Below are 17818 nucleotides of genomic sequence, written 5' to 3' on the forward strand. Positions count from 1 at the left end.
TAATACCTAAATAGATATTCACAAAGAAAAAATAGAAGATAGGTATTAAGCTTTCGTATAGGAAGCTGCATGTCAATCCATGGTTTATGAAGAGCAGACTTCATCATAACTATTTGAATAATTTATCGAAAGAAGGAAAAAATGAAATTATACCACTACCGTTCAATAAGCAGTGCATTATTAGAAATTGAAAATGGCACTTTTCATTTTGCATCGAAAGAAGAGTTAAATGATCCGTTGGAAGGGTTTGTACGTGTTTTCTGGCAGGGAGATAAGATGGCCTGGGAGGGATTGTTCAGACATTATATATATAGCGTAGCGCGTGCACTGGAACTCTATATTCTGAAAGCCGATGATGAAACGTTATATCATGGTACTTTGGTTGCAGATGTTCATTGCTATAAAAATAACTTTTTTGAGAAAATTTTATTGAAATTAGGAGAAGAGTTCATAACGGATACAGATGTACAAAATCTGGCAGGAGTTTATGGTGACAATTGTTTGAAAGTATCAGAAAAGGAACTTCAATATATTCTTTTTTATATTCATAATAATGCACTAATTAGGTGTCTGGAAGAATTTAAGAAAAATAAATTTGTACCTGCAGAGGAAGCTGAGAAACAGGTTAAACTTCTTAATTTTTCACTTTCTGTGGGAAAATTAGTAGATGCAATAAAGAAAGTCTTTTCTAATGAAAAAATGCGTGTCCAGACAATTGAATCTATGGAAGAAATATTCGAGGAAATGAAGGAATTCTCCTATATAATGAAAGGTGCAGAAAACGACATATTTCTTCATGGTAAAGGCTCTGAAGAACAAATATATAATAATGATGGCAATTCAGTAGTTCAACAGCATAGAAAGTGGTTAATTGTTATGGCTGATTTTCCAAAAGTGTTTGTGGCTCAGTTGAGGGATATGATATACCCCAAAAGCTATGTTGTTTGTTTTTCTAAAAAAAATGATAATTCTGCTATGTGGGGAAACTATGCAGACTGTCATAAGGGTGTATGTCTGATTTATGATACAGGTGACGAGGCAAAACTTAAGGTAGGAGGGCGACATATTCCTCTTGATGTAAGAGCAATTTCTTATGGTGGAGAGTCCATTGAATGTAATTTTTTCCAGACATTAGGACGATTGACTATGGTTCAAATAAGAGAATGGTTACTTGGAGTAGACGGCGTCAGTTCCTGTTATGAAGCATTTTCTGATGTAGAGGAATGGAGAAAACGTTACTGGAAGATCTATGATGCGAAAATCTATCGCAAGACAAAAAACTGGGAACATGAAAAGGAATTTAGGGTAGCTGTGTCAAATACATTTGGTGAATTTGATGTTCCTCAAAAGCAGAATATGTCATTTGATTGGAACCTTTTGAAAGGTGTTATCTTTGGAATCAGAACCAGTGAATATGATAAAAAACAGATTCTGGATAAGCTGATAAAGCATAAGGACGAATTATCAGATTTTACTTTTTATCAAGCTGAATATAGTGCTGAAGAGCAGAAAATTAAGATTCGAAAAAAGAAATTTTGGAGACTGATAAATTATAAAGGAAAAGTCGATGGCACAGAAAAAGTTTAAGGTAATTTGATATGGAAAGTATGTAACGCTCTGGCTTTATGGCTGGGGCGTTATTTTGCTGGAAAAAAGCAGATTCTGAGGATATAATATAATCATGTTGATTTTGATTCAAGATGAAAAGAATTGCTTTTAATTTTATATGAACGGAAGGGCAGTGAAATGTATTATGAGAAAGAAACAGATGACAAGCCAGAAAAATGGCCAGCGAATGCGCGTGAACAGATTTTAGATACATTATGTGAATGTGTGGAAAAGTTTGAGAAAAATCCTTCTTATAAGACCAGAGAAGTCCTTTTGTCTTTAACATGTGAACATGATTTGAACTTAAATGAAAATTTTGGATTGGTTCGTGTAACTGAGTATGAAGTAGGAATACTGAATTTCCTTTATTTAGTTGGTAATACATATCAAATATCTTCATTAAAAACATATATATACAATATTATTGCAGAATTCCTGAAATTTTTTGTTTATAGATGCCACCTGCAAGGGGGTATTGGGATCAGATGATGGAAACAGATATTCTGAGTAAAAATGATACTTATCATGCAATAAATCCAGCATATCCAGACACATGTTGCATACATCATCTGCGATATAGATCAACCTATCCTTATCCCCTTTCGAGCGTAGTATTAGAGCTGTTTTTCTTTCAAAATCTATATCTTCCAGTTTTAATTTACGTGCTTCTGATACACGTAATCCACAGCAATAAATAAAGCGAAACAGTACTTTATATTCCTCAGCCAGTATGCTAAAACGATCGGCATTCACCTTTGGGATGTAATCATCTGCTACTGTAAAGAATTCCCTAATTTCACGTTCATTCATAACATATGGAACTCGATAACTTTTGGCGGAAAATTTTGAGGGAATGTAGCATTCACTGCCCTGTGAATTCATGTACTGAACCAGTTGCCGCAGCACACTCATACGGCTTGCACGGCGCGATTTTGCTTCATCTGCATGATAAGACAGCCATGTGTCCGATAATTCTTTTGTTATGATTGCCCTATCGATATGATTCTCTACACAAAACTTGTCAAATTGTATAAGGATGTATTTCGCTGAATCATAGATATAACCCGACTGCTTTTTCTGCTCAATTAGTCCCTGTATATCATTCAAAAAACAACTGGTAAAAATATATTCTTCAAGAATCATTTGGTTGCACCTCCCATCGGAATAGACATCTCTTTGAGAGAGAGTGCACATTTTCTCATATGCAATTCATCGTATGTAAGATATACATTTACTGTTGTTGAATCCCGGTTCCCCAATGCATCTATAACACGCTCTACACCAGCATTGTTTTTCAAAATACTTGTTGCAAATGTTTTTCTTAATGTATGAAATTTAACAGATGAACCGTCGCTGACAGTACTCAAAACTCGATTCAAGGCATTTGAACATATCTTTCCTGAAAGAATTCCGTATGGAGCCTTATGTCTAACAAATACATGCGGGTCATCACATTCAGGTCTCCCGTATTTCATATATCTGAAAACTGCATTCCCGACATCAACACTTAAGGGCAGGGAGATAGAGACTTTCGTTTTGTATTGTGTGATGGATATCTTTTTATTCATCCAGTCGATATCCGAAAGCTTCAGATTGATAACATTAGAGCTTCTAAATCCAAGTTTCAGTCCTATCATAACCATTGCAGCATCTCTAAGTTCGATTGGTGAATTACATGTTTTACGGTATTCATTTATACATGATATCTGCTCATCTGACAATATTGTAATGATTTTTCTGTGGTGAGCAAGCTTTGCCGGTATTACGCCATGTATTGTTTGATCCGCAAGATAATTATTATCTTCCAGAAATGTTATGAATTGACGTAAAACGCTATTTCTTCCAGAGGTGCCATTTACCGTGCTATGCAGATCAATCCTAAGAAATTCATTTATCAGATTTCGATTTAGATCTTCAAATGAACTTAACTTTTTTAGCAAAAGAAAATCACAAAAATTGTATACAACATATTTATAGGACCTAATGGTACCTTCACTATGGAAGCTTCTCCTAAGCCAGTCCAGATAAGCATTGACTGCTAAAGAGCACCATAGCGGATACTTCCAATCACGTGCCTTTCGAAAAGAATACTTCTTTAAAGGATCAAATTTTTGCATTTGAATCAGGATTCTACATACGATATGCTTGCTACACTGTTTACGTCATTTTTAAGTATCAAGCTGGTTCGTCTGGCTGACAGAACGGAAGAACGTGTCCTACCAGTACCGATAAGTTTTATACTGGATGAATTTCCAAATATCGGTGTTGTTCCGGATTTTAAAAAGAAACTGGCTACGGCCAGATCCCGGCGGATAGGCATGAGCATCCTGTTTCAGAATATTCCACAGCTTCAGAACCGTTATCCGGACAACCAGTGGGAAGAGATCCTTGGCGGCTGTGATTTCTCAATCTTTCTGGGCTGTAATGATATGACAACCGCTACCTACTACAGTGACCGGATCGGTGAGATTACAGTTTCAGTTGCTTCTATCCGAAAGAACTTTTTTACGATTCGTGCCACAGACTATGTGCCGGAATATTCGGAATCACGTTCCATTGGAAAACGGCAGCTCCTTTTGCCAGATGAGATCCTTCGTTATCCGCTGGATCAGGGAATCCTGATCATCCGAGGACACAATGTGCTTCGGTTTAAGAAAATGGATTATACGGAACATGCAGATGCCGGAAAACTGAAGATGGAAAAGGTTGTGGATCATATTCCGGACTGGTACCGAAAGTGGGAAAAACAGCAGCAGGAATTTCAGATACTGGATGAGCAGGTATATGAAGCTATGGATTCAGAGTTCTGCTTGCCAAGGAATTTGGACTTTATCTGAAGGAGCAGGAGGTGGAAAAAATACTGCTTGCAGAAAGCTGCATTGAAGTATATGAAAATATAGAGGAATTTCTGGAAAAAAGCGGATGGAGACGGGATAATCCAGAATTGTGCAGTGAATGCTATTTGTTTGAAAATCATATCTGCAGAAAAATCCAGGGTAAAATCTGGTATTTTTCAAGAATACAGTACGAAAATGGATTGCGTGGAATGAAGCAGGGCTTCAATTAGAGAATACGCAGTATTTGAAGTGTGAAAGGGCGGTAATATCCTAACCAAAAGGGTGTTACTGCCTTTTTTTGTTGTGCAGAATTAAAGATGTAGGGTAGCATTTATCAGAAAAAACTGATAAAATAAAGGAGAGAAAAACGTAAAGTATCTATATGGGGAGAAACATGGAAGACAATTATTTAAAACTCTTTGGCAATATGTTTTATAACATTAAAGAAGATCAGGATAATAAGAAAATAATTGAGGAAGCGAGTGAGGTGCTTGCTTCTATTATAATAAAATATGGGGAACTCATAAATGAGATTACTGCAAGAACATCTGCACAGGATGAATTTGTAGACACAGTAATATGCCTTTTTCTCAGGAAAATAATGGAACAGCTAGATGCACTCAATATTCTTATAGATGCAGGAGCTTTTTCGCCGATGCAAGTTATTGTAAGGACATTGCTTGAAAACACCGTAGGTCTGGAATTTATTTTAAAAGAAGATACCAGAAAGAGGGCTGCTGCATATTATCTGGAACAGCATTATAAAGAAATTGAGACAGGGGAAAAGCTTTTTGCCAGAAAATCCGAAAAGAGTAAAAATGCAATTAAACTACTGGGTGAAGCGCAGTTTACGGAAGATAGTAAAAGATTTCAGCGAAAAAAAGATGCTTTTCAGCATTTGATAGATACAAATGAGCTGTTTAAGGAAGTGGCTGATGCCAGAGAGAAAGCCATAGAGTCCAAACGAAAATACTGGAAGAAAAAGAAACGAAAAAATATCAACAAAATACATATTCAATGGTATGAAATCGGAACTAATGTACAGAACTTTCGAGAGATGATGAGAGAAACTGGACATGAAAAATATTATGAGGGGAGTTATGGGGGACTTTCTTATGAAATACATGCACTAAATGCTGCGCGAGCAATACAGGCAGTGGCAGATGGCCTTTATTTACAACGAATTAGAAATCCCCAAAATGGAGGAAATATATTTGCATTTGTCTGCGATTTTTCTTTGATTGCTTTAGATAAGGTATATAAATATCTGGATGATGACGAGGCAAAAAGAGCAGAATTCAAAAGATACGTTATGGATTGTCAAAAGAAAAAAGTACATATAATTGCGACTATGGATCAGATAAATATTTTGTAGAGAGACAATAGGAGGGAGTTTAATGGCAATTGATTTTAAGAAAAAATTAGCAAGCAGAACAATAACACCGAAAACTAATCCCATTGAGTTATATGGAACTTTAGACCGAAAAAGCGTTGCTGGTCCTCTTCGCCCAGCACAGGAAATTGTTCTATCTGAGTGGTATACAAAACGACGTGCAGATAAGGATTTAATTATTAAATTGCATACTGGCGAAGGGAAAACATTAGTAGGATTGCTACTTCTTCAATCTTTACTCAATTCAAAGGAGGGGCCATGTCTTTATATATGTCCTAATAAATATCTTGTCAGGCAGGTATGTTCAGAAGCGGATAAATTTGGTATTCCCTTTTGTACATTTGGTGAAAGTACCGAAATCCCAAATGATTTTCTTGCAGGTTCCAAAATACTTATTACTCATGTACAGAAAATATTTAACGGAAGATCTGTATTTGGAACAGACAACAACTATATAAAAACGGGAGCCGTTCTTATGGATGATTCACATGCTTGTATAGATACCATTAAAAGCGCTTTTACCATTTCAATAAGCAAAAGTGAAAATCCTGAAATTTACTCGAAGATTCTGACACTTTTCAATGATGATATGATTGAACAAGGGGAAGGAAGCTGGCTTGATATTCAGGCTGGAGATTATAATACTTTTATGGCAGTCCCGTACTGGAGCTGGAATAATAAGAAAACAGAAATGCTAAAGATTTTGTCTGCTGCCCAGGAAAACAGTCAAATATATTATACGTGGCCTCTTATGCGTGATCAGATAGAAAATTATTGTTGTTACATATCCGGAAGTAAAATTGAGATTTCTCCGTATAATGTTAGCATTCGTACTTTTGGTTCTTTTTCATATGCTACGCATAGAATTTTAATGTCTGCAACAACTCAGGATGATTCATTTTTTGTAAAGGGCTTAGAGTTTAGGCCAGAGGCTGTGAAGAATCCGTTGCGGAATGAAAAACAAAAATGGTCTGGCGAAAAAATGTTGATAATACCATCGCTTGTTGAAGAATCTTGTGATCATGATTTAATTGTCACTAATTTTTGCAAGAGCTCTCTTTCAAAATTTGGCATAGTGGCATTGGTGCCTAGTACGAAAAATTGTAGACAATATCAAAATTTAGGAGCAATTACGGCTACTACGGGAAATATTGTTGAGGAACTTGATAAGTTAAAAAAAGGAATTTTTTCAAAAATCGTTGTAATTAATAACAGATATGATGGCATTGACTTGCCTGATGAAAGTTGTCGAATACTGATTATGGATAGCCTTCCGTATTTTGATAGCTTGGCAGATCGCTATGAAGAACAGGCGTGTCCAAATAGTGAACTGATCAATAAACGGATAGCTCAAAAAATTGAACAGGGTATTGGCAGAGGTGTCCGTGGTGAAAAAGATTATTGCGCCATTTTAATAATTGGCTCAGAATTGGTTCGGTTTATGCGGAGTATTGCAACTAATAAATTCTTTTCACCACAAACGAGAAAACAAATTGACATTGGCATCGAAATTGCTGACATGGCGAAAGAAGATAAAACTGAAAGCCCTATAAAAGTTGTGCTTTCTTTGATAAAGCAGATGTTAGTGCGTGATGAAGGCTGGAAAGAATATTATGCTTCTGAAATGGATACGATTGTAGAAGATAATGCAGAATCACAGGTATATGACAGGCTTTTAAAAGAACGGCAGGCAGAACAATTTTTTTGTGAAGGTGAGTATGAGAAAGCTATTTCTTCCATGCAGCGATTGATTGATGGGCTTAATGTTGATGACACAGAAAAGGGTTGGTATTTACAGCAATTAGCAAGATATACATATCCGACAAGTATTGCAGAATCGATTAAAATTCAAAAAAGTGCATTTAAGAAAAATACACAGCTTTTAAAACCGAGTACAGGAATTGATTATACAAAAATTTCTTATATACACCAAGACCGCCTAAATAATATCAGAACATATATGCGGAAATTTTCAGATTATGGTGAATTGTTTTTGTCAGTTAATGCGACATTAGATAATTTGTCTTTTGGTATTGAAGCTACTAAATTTGAAGCTGCATTAAAAGATGTTGGCGCTTTACTTGGCTATGTCAGCCAGCGTCCAGATAAAGAAATTCGGAAGGGACCTGATAATCTTTGGTGTGGTTCGAATGATCATTATTTATTATTTGAATGCAAAAGTGAGGTGTCCGGAACCCGTCAGGAAATCACGAAACATGAAGCGGGACAAATGAATAACCATTGTGCATGGTTTGAAGATCAATATGGCCCAAATGCAAATGTAGACAGATTTATGATTATTTCGACAAAGACACTTTCTTATGAGGGAGATTTTACACATAAAGTTAAGATAATTCGTCCAAATAAACTTAAGATCCTGAAGGATCAGATAAAAGGGTTTATTAAAGAATTAAAACCGTTTTCCCTGGATGAGATATCTGATGATACTTTACATGAATTTTTAACGTTACATCATCTGAATGTTGAAGATTTTTCTGAGCAATATTCTGAAGAATACTACCATAAAACTAGATAAGAAATGCGAGTACAGCTAATTGGATGAACCGAAAGGCTGTACTTTTTATTTTTAAGAAAATATGATATGGAATATGTCTGTCTTTTTGTTTGTAAAATTTCTGAAAATATTCTGGTGAAATGGTAGTATGATATGGAGAATGTTAAAAAACGTAGGGGAGAACGAAAAATGAGATTGCAGGATAAATTAGTACCGTATCTGGAATATTGCACATATAGAAAGGAACTGGATCAGAAAACAGTAAAAGCATATCGAATCGATCTCAATCAGTATTTTACTTTTGTTGCTTGCGAAGAGCCAGACAAAGAGAAGATTGAGGAATATATTACAGAATTACATAAAAAATATAAGCAAAAAACAGTGAAACGCAAAATAGCCTCTGTCAAAGCATATTATAGTTATTTGGAAGAGAATGAATTGATTAAAGAAAGTCCATTTCGAAAAATAAAAGTCAAATTTAAGGAAAATTTGATTCTTCCGAGAATTATACCGCGTGAAGAGATTGAACATTTATTAAACCATATGTATGGCTGTCTGCAGCAGGAATCGGAGACGGTTTATAAATATTGCCTGAGAGATGTGGCAGTAATCGAGATTTTCTTTGCAACCGGGGCCAGAGTTTATGAAATATCAAATATACGGGCAGAAAATGTGAATCTGAATACTGGGCTGATTCAACTCATGGGAAAAGGAGCGAAAGAAAGATATGTTCAGATTGGCAGTACCTCAGTGTTGAATATTTTGCGGAAATATTATGCTGAAAACAGAGCGGCGATTAAAAAAAGTGGATATTTTTTTGTAAATGGCAGGGGCAACCGGTATACGGAACAGTCCATTCGACTGATGCTAAAAAAATATACAGCTCAGGCTGGAATAGAAAGAAATATCACACCGCATATGTTCAGACATTCATTTGCAACATATCTGATTGAGGAAGGAGTGGACATAAGCTGTGTACAGCGGATACTGGGGCATTCTTCCATAAAGACAACACAGATCTATATTCATGTGGCAGCCAGAAAACAGGCAGAAATCTTACGGGATATGCACCCACGGAATAATATGAAGATCATAGGAGCAGCGTAAAGGAACGCATAAAGATACATATATAAAATGCAGGAGAAGAGATCGGCGGAAAAGGGCGGTCTTTTTGGCGTATAAATATTATAGGGTAATTGGTGAACAAATGTTAGAAGACGAAAATAACTGGATTTTGAGATGAATTTTATGGAAAAAGACAGATGAAGTTGTTATAATTATATAAATAATTCCTAATTATCCATCATTGTAATTTGTCCATACAAGCAATGAATTATATAACTATCTATATTTGGCAGGAGATAATGTAAATGAATGATTATTCAGATATTAAAATCGGAAAAATGATCCATCAAATGAAAATACATCAATCTGATGAAAATGATGGAATAACTTTATTCTTAGGGGCAGGATGCTCTTTAGCAAGTTCACCTCATGACATTTCTACATATGGTATTGTAAAAAACATTGTGGAAACTCAGCTTGAAGATATTTCTGGAATGCCTGATACCTGGAATGAATTATATAAAACATTCATAAATATCGCGTGGAATGGATTGGGAAAAAAAGATAAGATAAATTTATTGAAGCCGTATTTCAATGATTTAAAGCCTTCAGAGGGATATCTTGCAATAAAATATTTGATTGAACATGGTTATGTTCAAAATATAATTACAACAAATTTTGATCCATTAATTGATAAGATATTAGAAAATATTCCACATCGAAAAATCGTAGGAGAACTAACTAGTGAACTGGGTGATAATCCCAAAATCACGTTTATTAAAGCTCATGGAGATTTAAAATATGGCAATCTTCGTTTTTCACCATTTGAACTGCAAAAATTACCTGCTGAATTAGAAAATAAAATTCGTCAGTTAACAAAAGGGATTGTAATTGTTGTTGGATACCGTGGGCAAGATATTGGCATCATGAATTCATTAAATACATCTGATGATCATTGTGCCTTTTGGGTGAGTCCTACAAAGCCAGAAATATATGATGGATATACAAATGACCCTATTTATGACTGGATGAAAAAACGCAATTCAGAAGGAAACTTTATTTATGGAGAATACGGTGATTTTAATATCCTATTTCCCACATTAGTAAGAAAATTGTCTGCATTACCGAATGAAACTTTTAAAACGGTTGAAATTTGGAAGAACAGTTTTTTGTTTGATACAATATCATTAAGTAAACGAATTTCATTAGTATTCTCAATTTTACTAAAAATCGAACATGAATTACTAGATATATATGAATGGAAAATACAGGCCCCCTATTTTTCAGAAGCTTCTTCTTCACTGTTGTCTATATTAATTAATATTTGTCAGGATAAAATTCTTCCTCAAAATAGTATATCTAAAATAGCCAATGGTGTTGAAGCCTTAATATTAGCCTTTGCATTAGACATTTATGCTCAAACACAAGGTTATCCTATAGTTCCGATAAAATTTATTGATAATATCAAAGCAAGATATGAAATACATCCCGATGCCCCAAGACTTAATGATGATTTTTGGGATTTGTTAAAAAAATTATTTCTTATAGAGAAAAATGCTCAAAATTACTATGAGATTATTGTAACTTTTGACATAAATAAAGATTTTTCATATGTTTTGAAAAAGGGTGAGTTCTCTGAAATACAATCATTATTTTCTATGATTAAAATCATAGCATTGTTTGAAAAAACTGCTTTTTCTCACAATAAACTTCCATCCTATGAATATCGTGCCAAAATATTATTAGAAAATAATTGTAAGAAAATAGAGCCTTCTGCTCGAGCTACAACTATAACGTTGGAGGATTTAACTCAGGAAGATGATCGAATACTTCGTAAATATCTTTTAGATATGTATGCTCCTTTTCATAGTACACTTGGGACACGTCAAACATATTTCATAGAAAGTATTTACATAGTTTATGATGTTGACAATAAATCTGGTCAAGAATTAGGCTTATATGATGAACTTTTACAGAAAAGCAAGGAATTTTGCTGCAATTTTTTCGAAAAAATTAATTTAGAAAATTTTATCATCACTGATGTAGTTAATGTTCTGCATGATTTTCTCGATTCTATAAATTCTGGATTTATGCTCTTAGGTGCTAGTGGCAGTGGAAAAACCACTTTGTTGGGATATTTAATAAAAAACCTCCAGAATACAAGTAACTTCGTTATACTTCCATTTAGCGGAAGGGAACAACGTTTATTACAAAGAGGAATCAACGTATTTTCTAATTGGTTTTCCGATTTTGAAAAACTTGAAGTAATTAATAAGTTATTTTTATGCAGGGAGCAAACACTGGTATTAGTTTATGATGCGTTAAATGAAATGCCTGGGGATTTTAATTTTTTACAGGACAATTATAATGAATTAATAAAATTTACAGAAATGTTATCACAAAAGGAATATCGCAATATCAAAATTATTCTTTCTTTAAGAACGGACTCATATCTTCAATTGCGTCAAAATGAAGCACTCGAGCCCAGACCAGGTGTATTTTATACGCCTTTGGCAGAAAATAGAACTATTTTTCCACTATATCAACTTCCAGTTTTTTCAGAATCTCAGACTTTGAAATTACTTCAAAAGGAAACATCCTTAAATCGACAAATTTTGAAAAAATTATACCATGAGTTTTCTAGTATATTACAAACACCTTTTTATATTCAATTATTTGGACAAATTTTATGTTCTTTCTCTGATTTGGGTGAAAAAGAATTTGCCATTTTTTCATTGAAATGGTATGATGCAATTTTTAATAATATTGCCAAAGATGAAGTGATACAAAACGAGCTATCGAATGTTACAGAAGCAATTATTTTAGTAAAATATCAATATGAAGGAAGAAAAGTGTTCATAAACGATATTGTTAGAAAAATGCATATTGCAAAAGAAAAATTAGAAAAAGACATATTAAAACTGCAATCTTCTGGTATTTTAGCATACGAAAAAACAACGGGACAGATAAATTTTTCACATGAAAGTTATGAACAAATCTTTTTGACAAAATATTTAACACAGATAGATAATCCGGAAAATTTTTGTGCATCAATTTATGAAAAACAAAAAAGTCCTACAATTTTAACATTATCCTTATTAGACTATTTAAGGATTCAAAAATATTTTAATTCAGAGAATTATTTAAATATTTTATTACGCTTTCTTACAAGGGATAATTATTCATTAACAAAAGTACTTATAGAATCAATCTTAAAAATGCAGGAAGAACAACCTGTAGAAGATTTCTGGATTGCATTGTTTAACAAAATTGATTATAGAATCGGTTTAGATTATCATTCAAAATTTTTAATAGCAATCTTACAGGAAATAAATAATCTTTTGGATGAGAAGCAACAATTTTCAATTAAAATATTGGACTCATTAAATCCTATTATTTATACAACATATAATATAAATCCTATTATTGATTTTGATGACCAGGCCTATTATGAATTTATCTATGCAAAATATTTATATGTTTTTGCTTATAAATTTGAAAATGACGTGTTTTATCAAGCCAAAGTTCACTGTGCTAAAGCAAGTAATTTGTTGATTGCTTCAAAAAATAGCTTGCATGATGATATTGACATTTTATATGCTATTCTTCTCAGATATGAAGGTAAACTTAATGATTCTGTAGAACTTTTAAAAAAAGTGCTTGATAACCAATTAAAACATTTAGTCCCGGATAAAACATGTCAAACAGCATTAGAATTAGGTGCAATTTACAGAGAATTAACACGATTTGATGATGCTATGACAGTTTATGAAAAAATAGAAAATACATGTAATTTATCTGCGTATTGGAATGCTCGGTTAAAGTTAAACACAGGAATCATTCTAAAAAATAGACTGCAATTAAGAATTTCTGAAGGAAATGTAAGTTTTTCCGATTATGAAAATTACAAAAAAACTGAAGAATTTTTTAAATTTGTTTACCATTATGCCAAAACATGTGACGATGTTCTGCTGCAGTTAGAAATTCAAGCTGAATTAATTGAACTATGTGCCATAGCCCAATATTTTCAAATTAATAGTGTATCATCGGCGAGAAACTATATAACTGAAATGGAGAAAATACTAAAAAAATATCCTGTCCCATTAAGGAGAATACAATATTATAGGATGCTGGCACGTGTTCAGATATTAGAAAAAAATTATGAGAAAGCTCTTAATTCTTTACGAGAGGGGTATCAGTTATCTATTAAATACAATATTCCATATAGGGCTTGTGACTGCTGCAGAAAATTTGCACAAATTATTCTTGAGCATAACAGATCAGATATTTCATTATTACGAGAGGCCCAAAGGTATATCGCTTATGCTATAAGTTATTACGAAAGCCTCAATGCAACTGATCATTTATATTTTCTTGAAGCGCAAAAACTTCAAAAAAACATTGATGAATTATTGAATTGTCAGGGTCCTGTTTAAAACAGAGCCCTGACAATTTCAACAGGATATTCCTCTAATAATTTAGTGTTTATTTTTAATCCAATTCTTTTTTGTGCTACTAAACAAATTAGCAATAACAATTGTTCTAAACGCAACCGTCTGGTAGAAATATATTCATATAGATAATTATTAGACAAAGCAGGAAGCGAATTCGCATCTATCAAATATAATTTTCCATTTTTATCTTGCAAATAATCAAATCTGGCCATATCGCGAAGATGCATTTGCTCAAAAAGTTGTTCTGTATGCTTTTGAAGTTCATATAATACTCCACGGTTATCTTCAATAACATATGTAAAATCTCTTTTTTCTGAAATGGTAAGCTTACTATTATATGAATGCAATGCATGATGCTGGGTTTTAGATTTCAATTTAGATACATTAAATAAATACCTTCCCGTATTTCCTGTTATGGAAACCGTATATTCTGTAGCATCGTTCAGATACGATTCTATTAGTATTTCGGTAAGATGTGGGAAGCTTTGAAAACGTTGATCAATAATTTTTCCAAAATCATCAGTATTCCATATTATAGAAGATTCATCAATGCCTAATGATGCAGCTAATGTATTTGGTTTTACAATTGCCGGTAGTTTAAAGGTTAATAATTTTTTTTCGACAGATTTTCTATTAGCAATCCATGCTTGTCTTGTAACAATTTGATTTGGAAGTCCCATTCCTGACTCTAAATTTGTAAGTGCTTTATCATTTAACAACAAATGAGAAAAAAGTGGGCTTCCAATATAATTTATATTATAATACTCTAATAATTTGTATAAATATGAATTAAATGAAATAATACTTGATCCGTCATTACTATAATCAAAAACAGTTGTTGGATAAATAAGATCATACTGTGATGTACTTAACATTTTTTCAATTTCTACTAAAGAAGCATCAATAAAAATATCTGCCTTCATATTGTCAAAGATATTAAAATAATTAATCTGTGATATAAGTTTTTCATTATATGTAGGTGCAAATTTCGTTGTAGCCAATATAAGCAATCTCATAATATGCTTCCCCCTTTTATTTCATAATTAATATAATGGTTTAAGACTACTGGGAACATGGATAATTAGGAATTATCCTTTATCTTAGAAGCATCTACAATAAGCAAGATACGTGTATGTTTACTAGAAAAGTAAAAAGAATAATGTTAAAAATATTAACAAAAGTATAATAAGAATTGATTTTTGCAATATAATAAGATATACTAAGTACAGGTGAATGAAACTGAAAGGAGATGTGATGGAGATGAAGTACGTTATTCGGCTTTTGGGAATGGAGATAAACAACATAAAAAACGTAATACACGGTGAAATTGAAATGCCCCAAAATAAAAAAGGAAGCATTTTAGGAATCTATGGAGCTAATGGATCTGGAAAAACAGTAATTGTGGACTGTATGGTATTGTTGAAATATCTTCTTTCCGGACGTCAGATCCCGTCAAATTTTTATTATTATATAAATGAAGCAAGTAATACCTCCTCTGTAAAGTATCGCTTTGAGCTGAAAATCGAAGAGAAATGCTATCTGGTAGAATATGAAATTGAACTGCTGAAAAACGGTAAGAAGAGCTTCTGCATCAGTAAAGAAAAATTCAGCCAGAGAGAAATGTCCGAAGGAAAACGGATCACACCTGTTTTTGATTACCAAAAAGGCAGGAAAGAGCTTTTTCGTCCGTTGAAATTGTATGAGCGTTTTTCTAAGGATATCCAGAATGTTATTGCACTTGGAGTCGCAGAGCAGGCAACACAGAACTATAATGAGGAAAAGGGTGTTCCGGAGGTAGGTTCCTTTTTATTTTCAAGAAAAGCACAGGAAGTCTTTGAAAAAACTGAAGGTGAGGCTGCATTGCTTTCTCTACTGAGTCAGTGTTTTCAGAAATATGGAATTTATGATCTTGCTGTTGTTGAAAACGCGCAATACGGTTATTTATCCTTAAATCTGGAAAATATGCCCGTTAATATTGACTGGCCGGATACGATACCAAAAAAAGGCGAAGGCATCTTCTTACGCTTCACAGATATAAATGTGGTGCCAAAAGAAGTTTTTCCTTATGTAGCAAATACGATCAAGCAGATTAATATTGTAATAAAATCATTAATACCTGAGATCAATATAGAAATTTATAATGCGTTTGATAGGCTATTGAAGGAAGGAAAAGACGGAGTGCAGTTTGAAATCATTGCCATGCGTGGAGAGAACCGGATTCCGCTTTTGTATGAATCCGCAGGAATAAAGAAGCTGATTTCTATTTGCAGTAATTTAGTTGCCTGCTATAACAGAGAATCTTATTGCCTTGTGGTAGACGAGCTGGATTCTGGTATTTATGAATATTTACTGGGAGAATGCCTGGAAGTTATGCAGGATAAAGCTAAAGGACAATTGATCTTTACGTCACATAACTTACGCCCATTGGAAATCCTTGAAAACGATTCTCTGCTTTATACGACTGTGAATCCTGAGAATTGCTATATAAAATCTACTTATATCAAAAACACACAAAATACCCGATTATCTTATTTGCGGACGATCAAGCTTGGTGGGCAAAAAGAAAAGCTCTACAATGAAACAAATATATATGAGATGGAGCTTGCTATGAGGCGGGCAGGAAGGATACGTGCTAATGACTAAAAAAGTTATTCTGTTTCTTGTAGAAGGGCCGACGGATGAAGATGCACTGGCTGTGATATTTACAAAACTGGTAAACGATCATGATATAGAATTTGACGTGCTCCATACAGATATCACTGCAGACGAAAACATGACGGTAAAATATATTGAAGAACGGATTGATAAGGAAATCCAAAAGTATCTGCTTAAAAATCCTTTCATAGTAGCGGATGATATCCTTAAGGTGATTCAGATCATTGATACAGACGGAGCTTTTATTCCGCCATCGTTGGTCAGGCAGTCTGAAAATGGAAAAACGGAATATTTTGATACGCATATAGAGGCGAAAAATAAGAATCGATTGATCCGCAGAAATCTAAGTAAGAGAAAGATTGTATATTCTCTGTATAACCGGGAAACTGTGGCAGGATTTCCTTATGAAATTTACTATTTTTCTAGGAATATGGAACATGTGCTGCATGACAGGGCAGAAGATCTGACTGATGATGAAAAGGAAAATCTGGCATTTGACATTGCAGATCAATATACAGATCAGCCGGAAAAGTTTCTGGAATATCTGTATGACGATGGTTTCCATGTGTGCGGTACTTATAAAGATACATGGGAATTTATCATGGATGGAAACCATTCCCTGAACCGTTATTGTAATGTGGCGGTCTTTTTCGAACAATTGCGAATTGGATTAGAGAATATAGAAAATTAATGGGAAAATTTAATGTGATAACAATTTGAAGGAAATATGAAAAAGACCAGATAACCTTGTTAAAGATTATTTGGCCTTTTACGGTTTTAAAGTAGTGATGGTATAAAAAACGTTACCTGTTGCGGTAAAATGGATGAGGGTTATTAGAAATATATAAAAGTGTGCTGAGTAGAGTTGGCAAGAAAAAATATGTTTAATTTGTCAGGTAATATTATTATTCCGAGATTCATAATTATTCATTATTGATGATAAATAGTCATGCCGACTTACAAAATAGCAAAGAACGTTAAAGGGGAATATACAAAAAAGATAAGACACAAACAAAAAAATTATTAAAAATCATCAAAAATAATTGCATCATATGTAGCAAAAATTAAAATAATTTTCGCGATAGATAGCAAATGACAGAAAGAAATAAACTTTATTTGATGTTGCACATTCAAATAGAAAGGATGCATGATGAAAATGAATAAAGATACAGGGATATTCATTCTTGAATTCTGAAAAAATGTCTGATACAATGGCTAGTGCAAAATACACAACGACAGCGATCTGTCACCCTGAGAAAGTTTTATGATCGCTGTCTGCCATATAGATTAA

At 33.5% G+C, this 17818-nt stretch carries 12 protein-coding genes; 9 read left to right on the forward strand and 3 right to left on the reverse strand.

What is annotated here, in order from left to right; genetic code table 11:
* The first annotated feature begins 141 nt into the window (after nt 1–141).
* Nucleotides 142–1587 (forward strand): DUF2971 domain-containing protein, encoded by a 1446-nt coding sequence (locus WKT11_RS16455; protein WP_117846015.1) that lies wholly within the window; start codon nt 142–144, stop codon nt 1585–1587.
* 420 nt (nt 1588–2007) lie between these two features.
* On the opposite strand, the gene WKT11_RS16460 is transcribed toward WKT11_RS16455, so the two are convergent.
* Both WKT11_RS16460 and WKT11_RS16465 read right to left on the reverse strand, forming a co-directional pair.
* A complete protein-coding gene (locus tag WKT11_RS16460) occupies nt 2008–2751 on the reverse strand; it encodes a tyrosine-type recombinase/integrase (protein WP_020993990.1) in 744 nt (247 codons plus the stop codon).
* Nucleotides 2748–3725 carry a tyrosine-type recombinase/integrase gene (locus WKT11_RS16465; protein ID WP_008703617.1) on the reverse strand — a complete coding sequence of 326 codons (978 nt, stop codon included), beginning with the start codon at nt 3723–3725 and terminating at the stop codon, nt 2748–2750. Before WKT11_RS16465 ends, WKT11_RS16460 begins: the two co-directional genes overlap by 4 nt.
* On the opposite strand from WKT11_RS16465, the gene WKT11_RS16470 reads away from it, so the two are divergent.
* The 6 genes from WKT11_RS16470 to WKT11_RS16495 all read left to right on the forward strand — a co-directional run bounded on the left by WKT11_RS16470 (nt 3720) and on the right by WKT11_RS16495 (nt 13854).
* A complete protein-coding gene (locus WKT11_RS16470) occupies nt 3720–4445 on the forward strand; it encodes a type IV secretory system conjugative DNA transfer family protein (RefSeq protein ID WP_008703619.1) in 726 nt (241 codons plus the stop codon). The two genes, WKT11_RS16465 and WKT11_RS16470, sit on opposite strands and share 6 nt — an antisense overlap.
* 11 nt (nt 4446–4456) lie before the next feature.
* Nucleotides 4457–4675: a hypothetical protein gene (locus WKT11_RS16475; RefSeq protein ID WP_020993988.1), complete on the forward strand. Its 219-nt coding sequence runs from the start codon at nt 4457–4459 to the stop codon at nt 4673–4675.
* A 152-nt stretch (nt 4676–4827) separates the two neighbouring features.
* Nucleotides 4828–5820 carry a DUF5677 domain-containing protein gene (locus WKT11_RS16480; protein ID WP_340285214.1) on the forward strand — a complete coding sequence of 331 codons (993 nt, stop codon included), beginning with the start codon at nt 4828–4830 and terminating at the stop codon, nt 5818–5820.
* A 22-nt stretch (nt 5821–5842) separates the two neighbouring features.
* Complete coding sequence (locus WKT11_RS16485; RefSeq protein ID WP_117846014.1) at nt 5843–8374, forward strand: DEAD/DEAH box helicase family protein; 2532 nt, start codon at nt 5843–5845, stop codon at nt 8372–8374.
* Between the two features lie 168 nt (nt 8375–8542).
* A complete protein-coding gene (locus WKT11_RS16490; RefSeq protein ID WP_181993312.1) occupies nt 8543–9460 on the forward strand; it encodes a tyrosine-type recombinase/integrase in 918 nt (305 codons plus the stop codon).
* Nucleotides 9461–9723: 263 nt separating this feature from the next.
* Nucleotides 9724–13854: a hypothetical protein gene (locus tag WKT11_RS16495; RefSeq protein ID WP_195480971.1), complete on the forward strand. Its 4131-nt coding sequence runs from the start codon at nt 9724–9726 to the stop codon at nt 13852–13854.
* Here WKT11_RS16495 and WKT11_RS16500 read toward each other — a convergent pair.
* Nucleotides 13851–14888 (reverse strand): hypothetical protein, encoded by a 1038-nt coding sequence (locus WKT11_RS16500; RefSeq protein ID WP_117846008.1) that lies wholly within the window; start codon nt 14886–14888, stop codon nt 13851–13853. The two genes, WKT11_RS16495 and WKT11_RS16500, sit on opposite strands and share 4 nt — an antisense overlap.
* A 244-nt stretch (nt 14889–15132) precedes the next feature.
* Between WKT11_RS16500 and WKT11_RS16505 the strand changes: the two genes are divergently transcribed.
* Together WKT11_RS16505 and WKT11_RS16510 are read left to right on the forward strand one after the other, a co-directional pair.
* On the forward strand, nt 15133–16515 hold the full coding sequence (locus WKT11_RS16505; protein WP_340285215.1) for an AAA family ATPase: 1383 nt from the start codon (nt 15133–15135) through the stop codon (nt 16513–16515).
* Nucleotides 16508–17218: a hypothetical protein gene (locus tag WKT11_RS16510; RefSeq protein ID WP_117846006.1), complete on the forward strand. Its 711-nt coding sequence runs from the start codon at nt 16508–16510 to the stop codon at nt 17216–17218. Before WKT11_RS16505 ends, WKT11_RS16510 begins: the two co-directional genes overlap by 8 nt.
* Nucleotides 17219–17818: the final 600 nt, after the last annotated feature.

This window comes from Blautia sp. HCN-1074 (assembly GCF_037890165.1).
Classification (GTDB): domain Bacteria; phylum Bacillota; class Clostridia; order Lachnospirales; family Lachnospiraceae; genus Blautia_A.

What these genes read in the sequence shown, in the direction of transcription:
- WKT11_RS16455 (WP_117846015.1), top strand. Translation starts at nt 142, where the DNA reads ATGAAATTATACCACTACCGTTCAATAAGCAGTGCATTATTAGAAATT.
- WKT11_RS16460 (WP_020993990.1), bottom strand. Translation starts at nt 2,751, where the DNA reads ATGATTCTTGAAGAATATATTTTTACCAGTTGTTTTTTGAATGATATA.
- WKT11_RS16465 (WP_008703617.1), bottom strand. Translation starts at nt 3,725, where the DNA reads ATGCAAAAATTTGATCCTTTAAAGAAGTATTCTTTTCGAAAGGCACGT.
- WKT11_RS16480 (WP_340285214.1), top strand. Translation starts at nt 4,828, where the DNA reads ATGGGGAGAAACATGGAAGACAATTATTTAAAACTCTTTGGCAATATG.
- WKT11_RS16485 (WP_117846014.1), top strand. Translation starts at nt 5,843, where the DNA reads ATGGCAATTGATTTTAAGAAAAAATTAGCAAGCAGAACAATAACACCG.
- WKT11_RS16490 (WP_181993312.1), top strand. Translation starts at nt 8,543, where the DNA reads ATGAGATTGCAGGATAAATTAGTACCGTATCTGGAATATTGCACATAT.
- WKT11_RS16495 (WP_195480971.1), top strand. Translation starts at nt 9,724, where the DNA reads ATGAATGATTATTCAGATATTAAAATCGGAAAAATGATCCATCAAATG.
- WKT11_RS16500 (WP_117846008.1), bottom strand. Translation starts at nt 14,888, where the DNA reads ATGAGATTGCTTATATTGGCTACAACGAAATTTGCACCTACATATAAT.
- WKT11_RS16505 (WP_340285215.1), top strand. Translation starts at nt 15,133, where the DNA reads ATGAAGTACGTTATTCGGCTTTTGGGAATGGAGATAAACAACATAAAA.
- WKT11_RS16510 (WP_117846006.1), top strand. Translation starts at nt 16,508, where the DNA reads ATGACTAAAAAAGTTATTCTGTTTCTTGTAGAAGGGCCGACGGATGAA.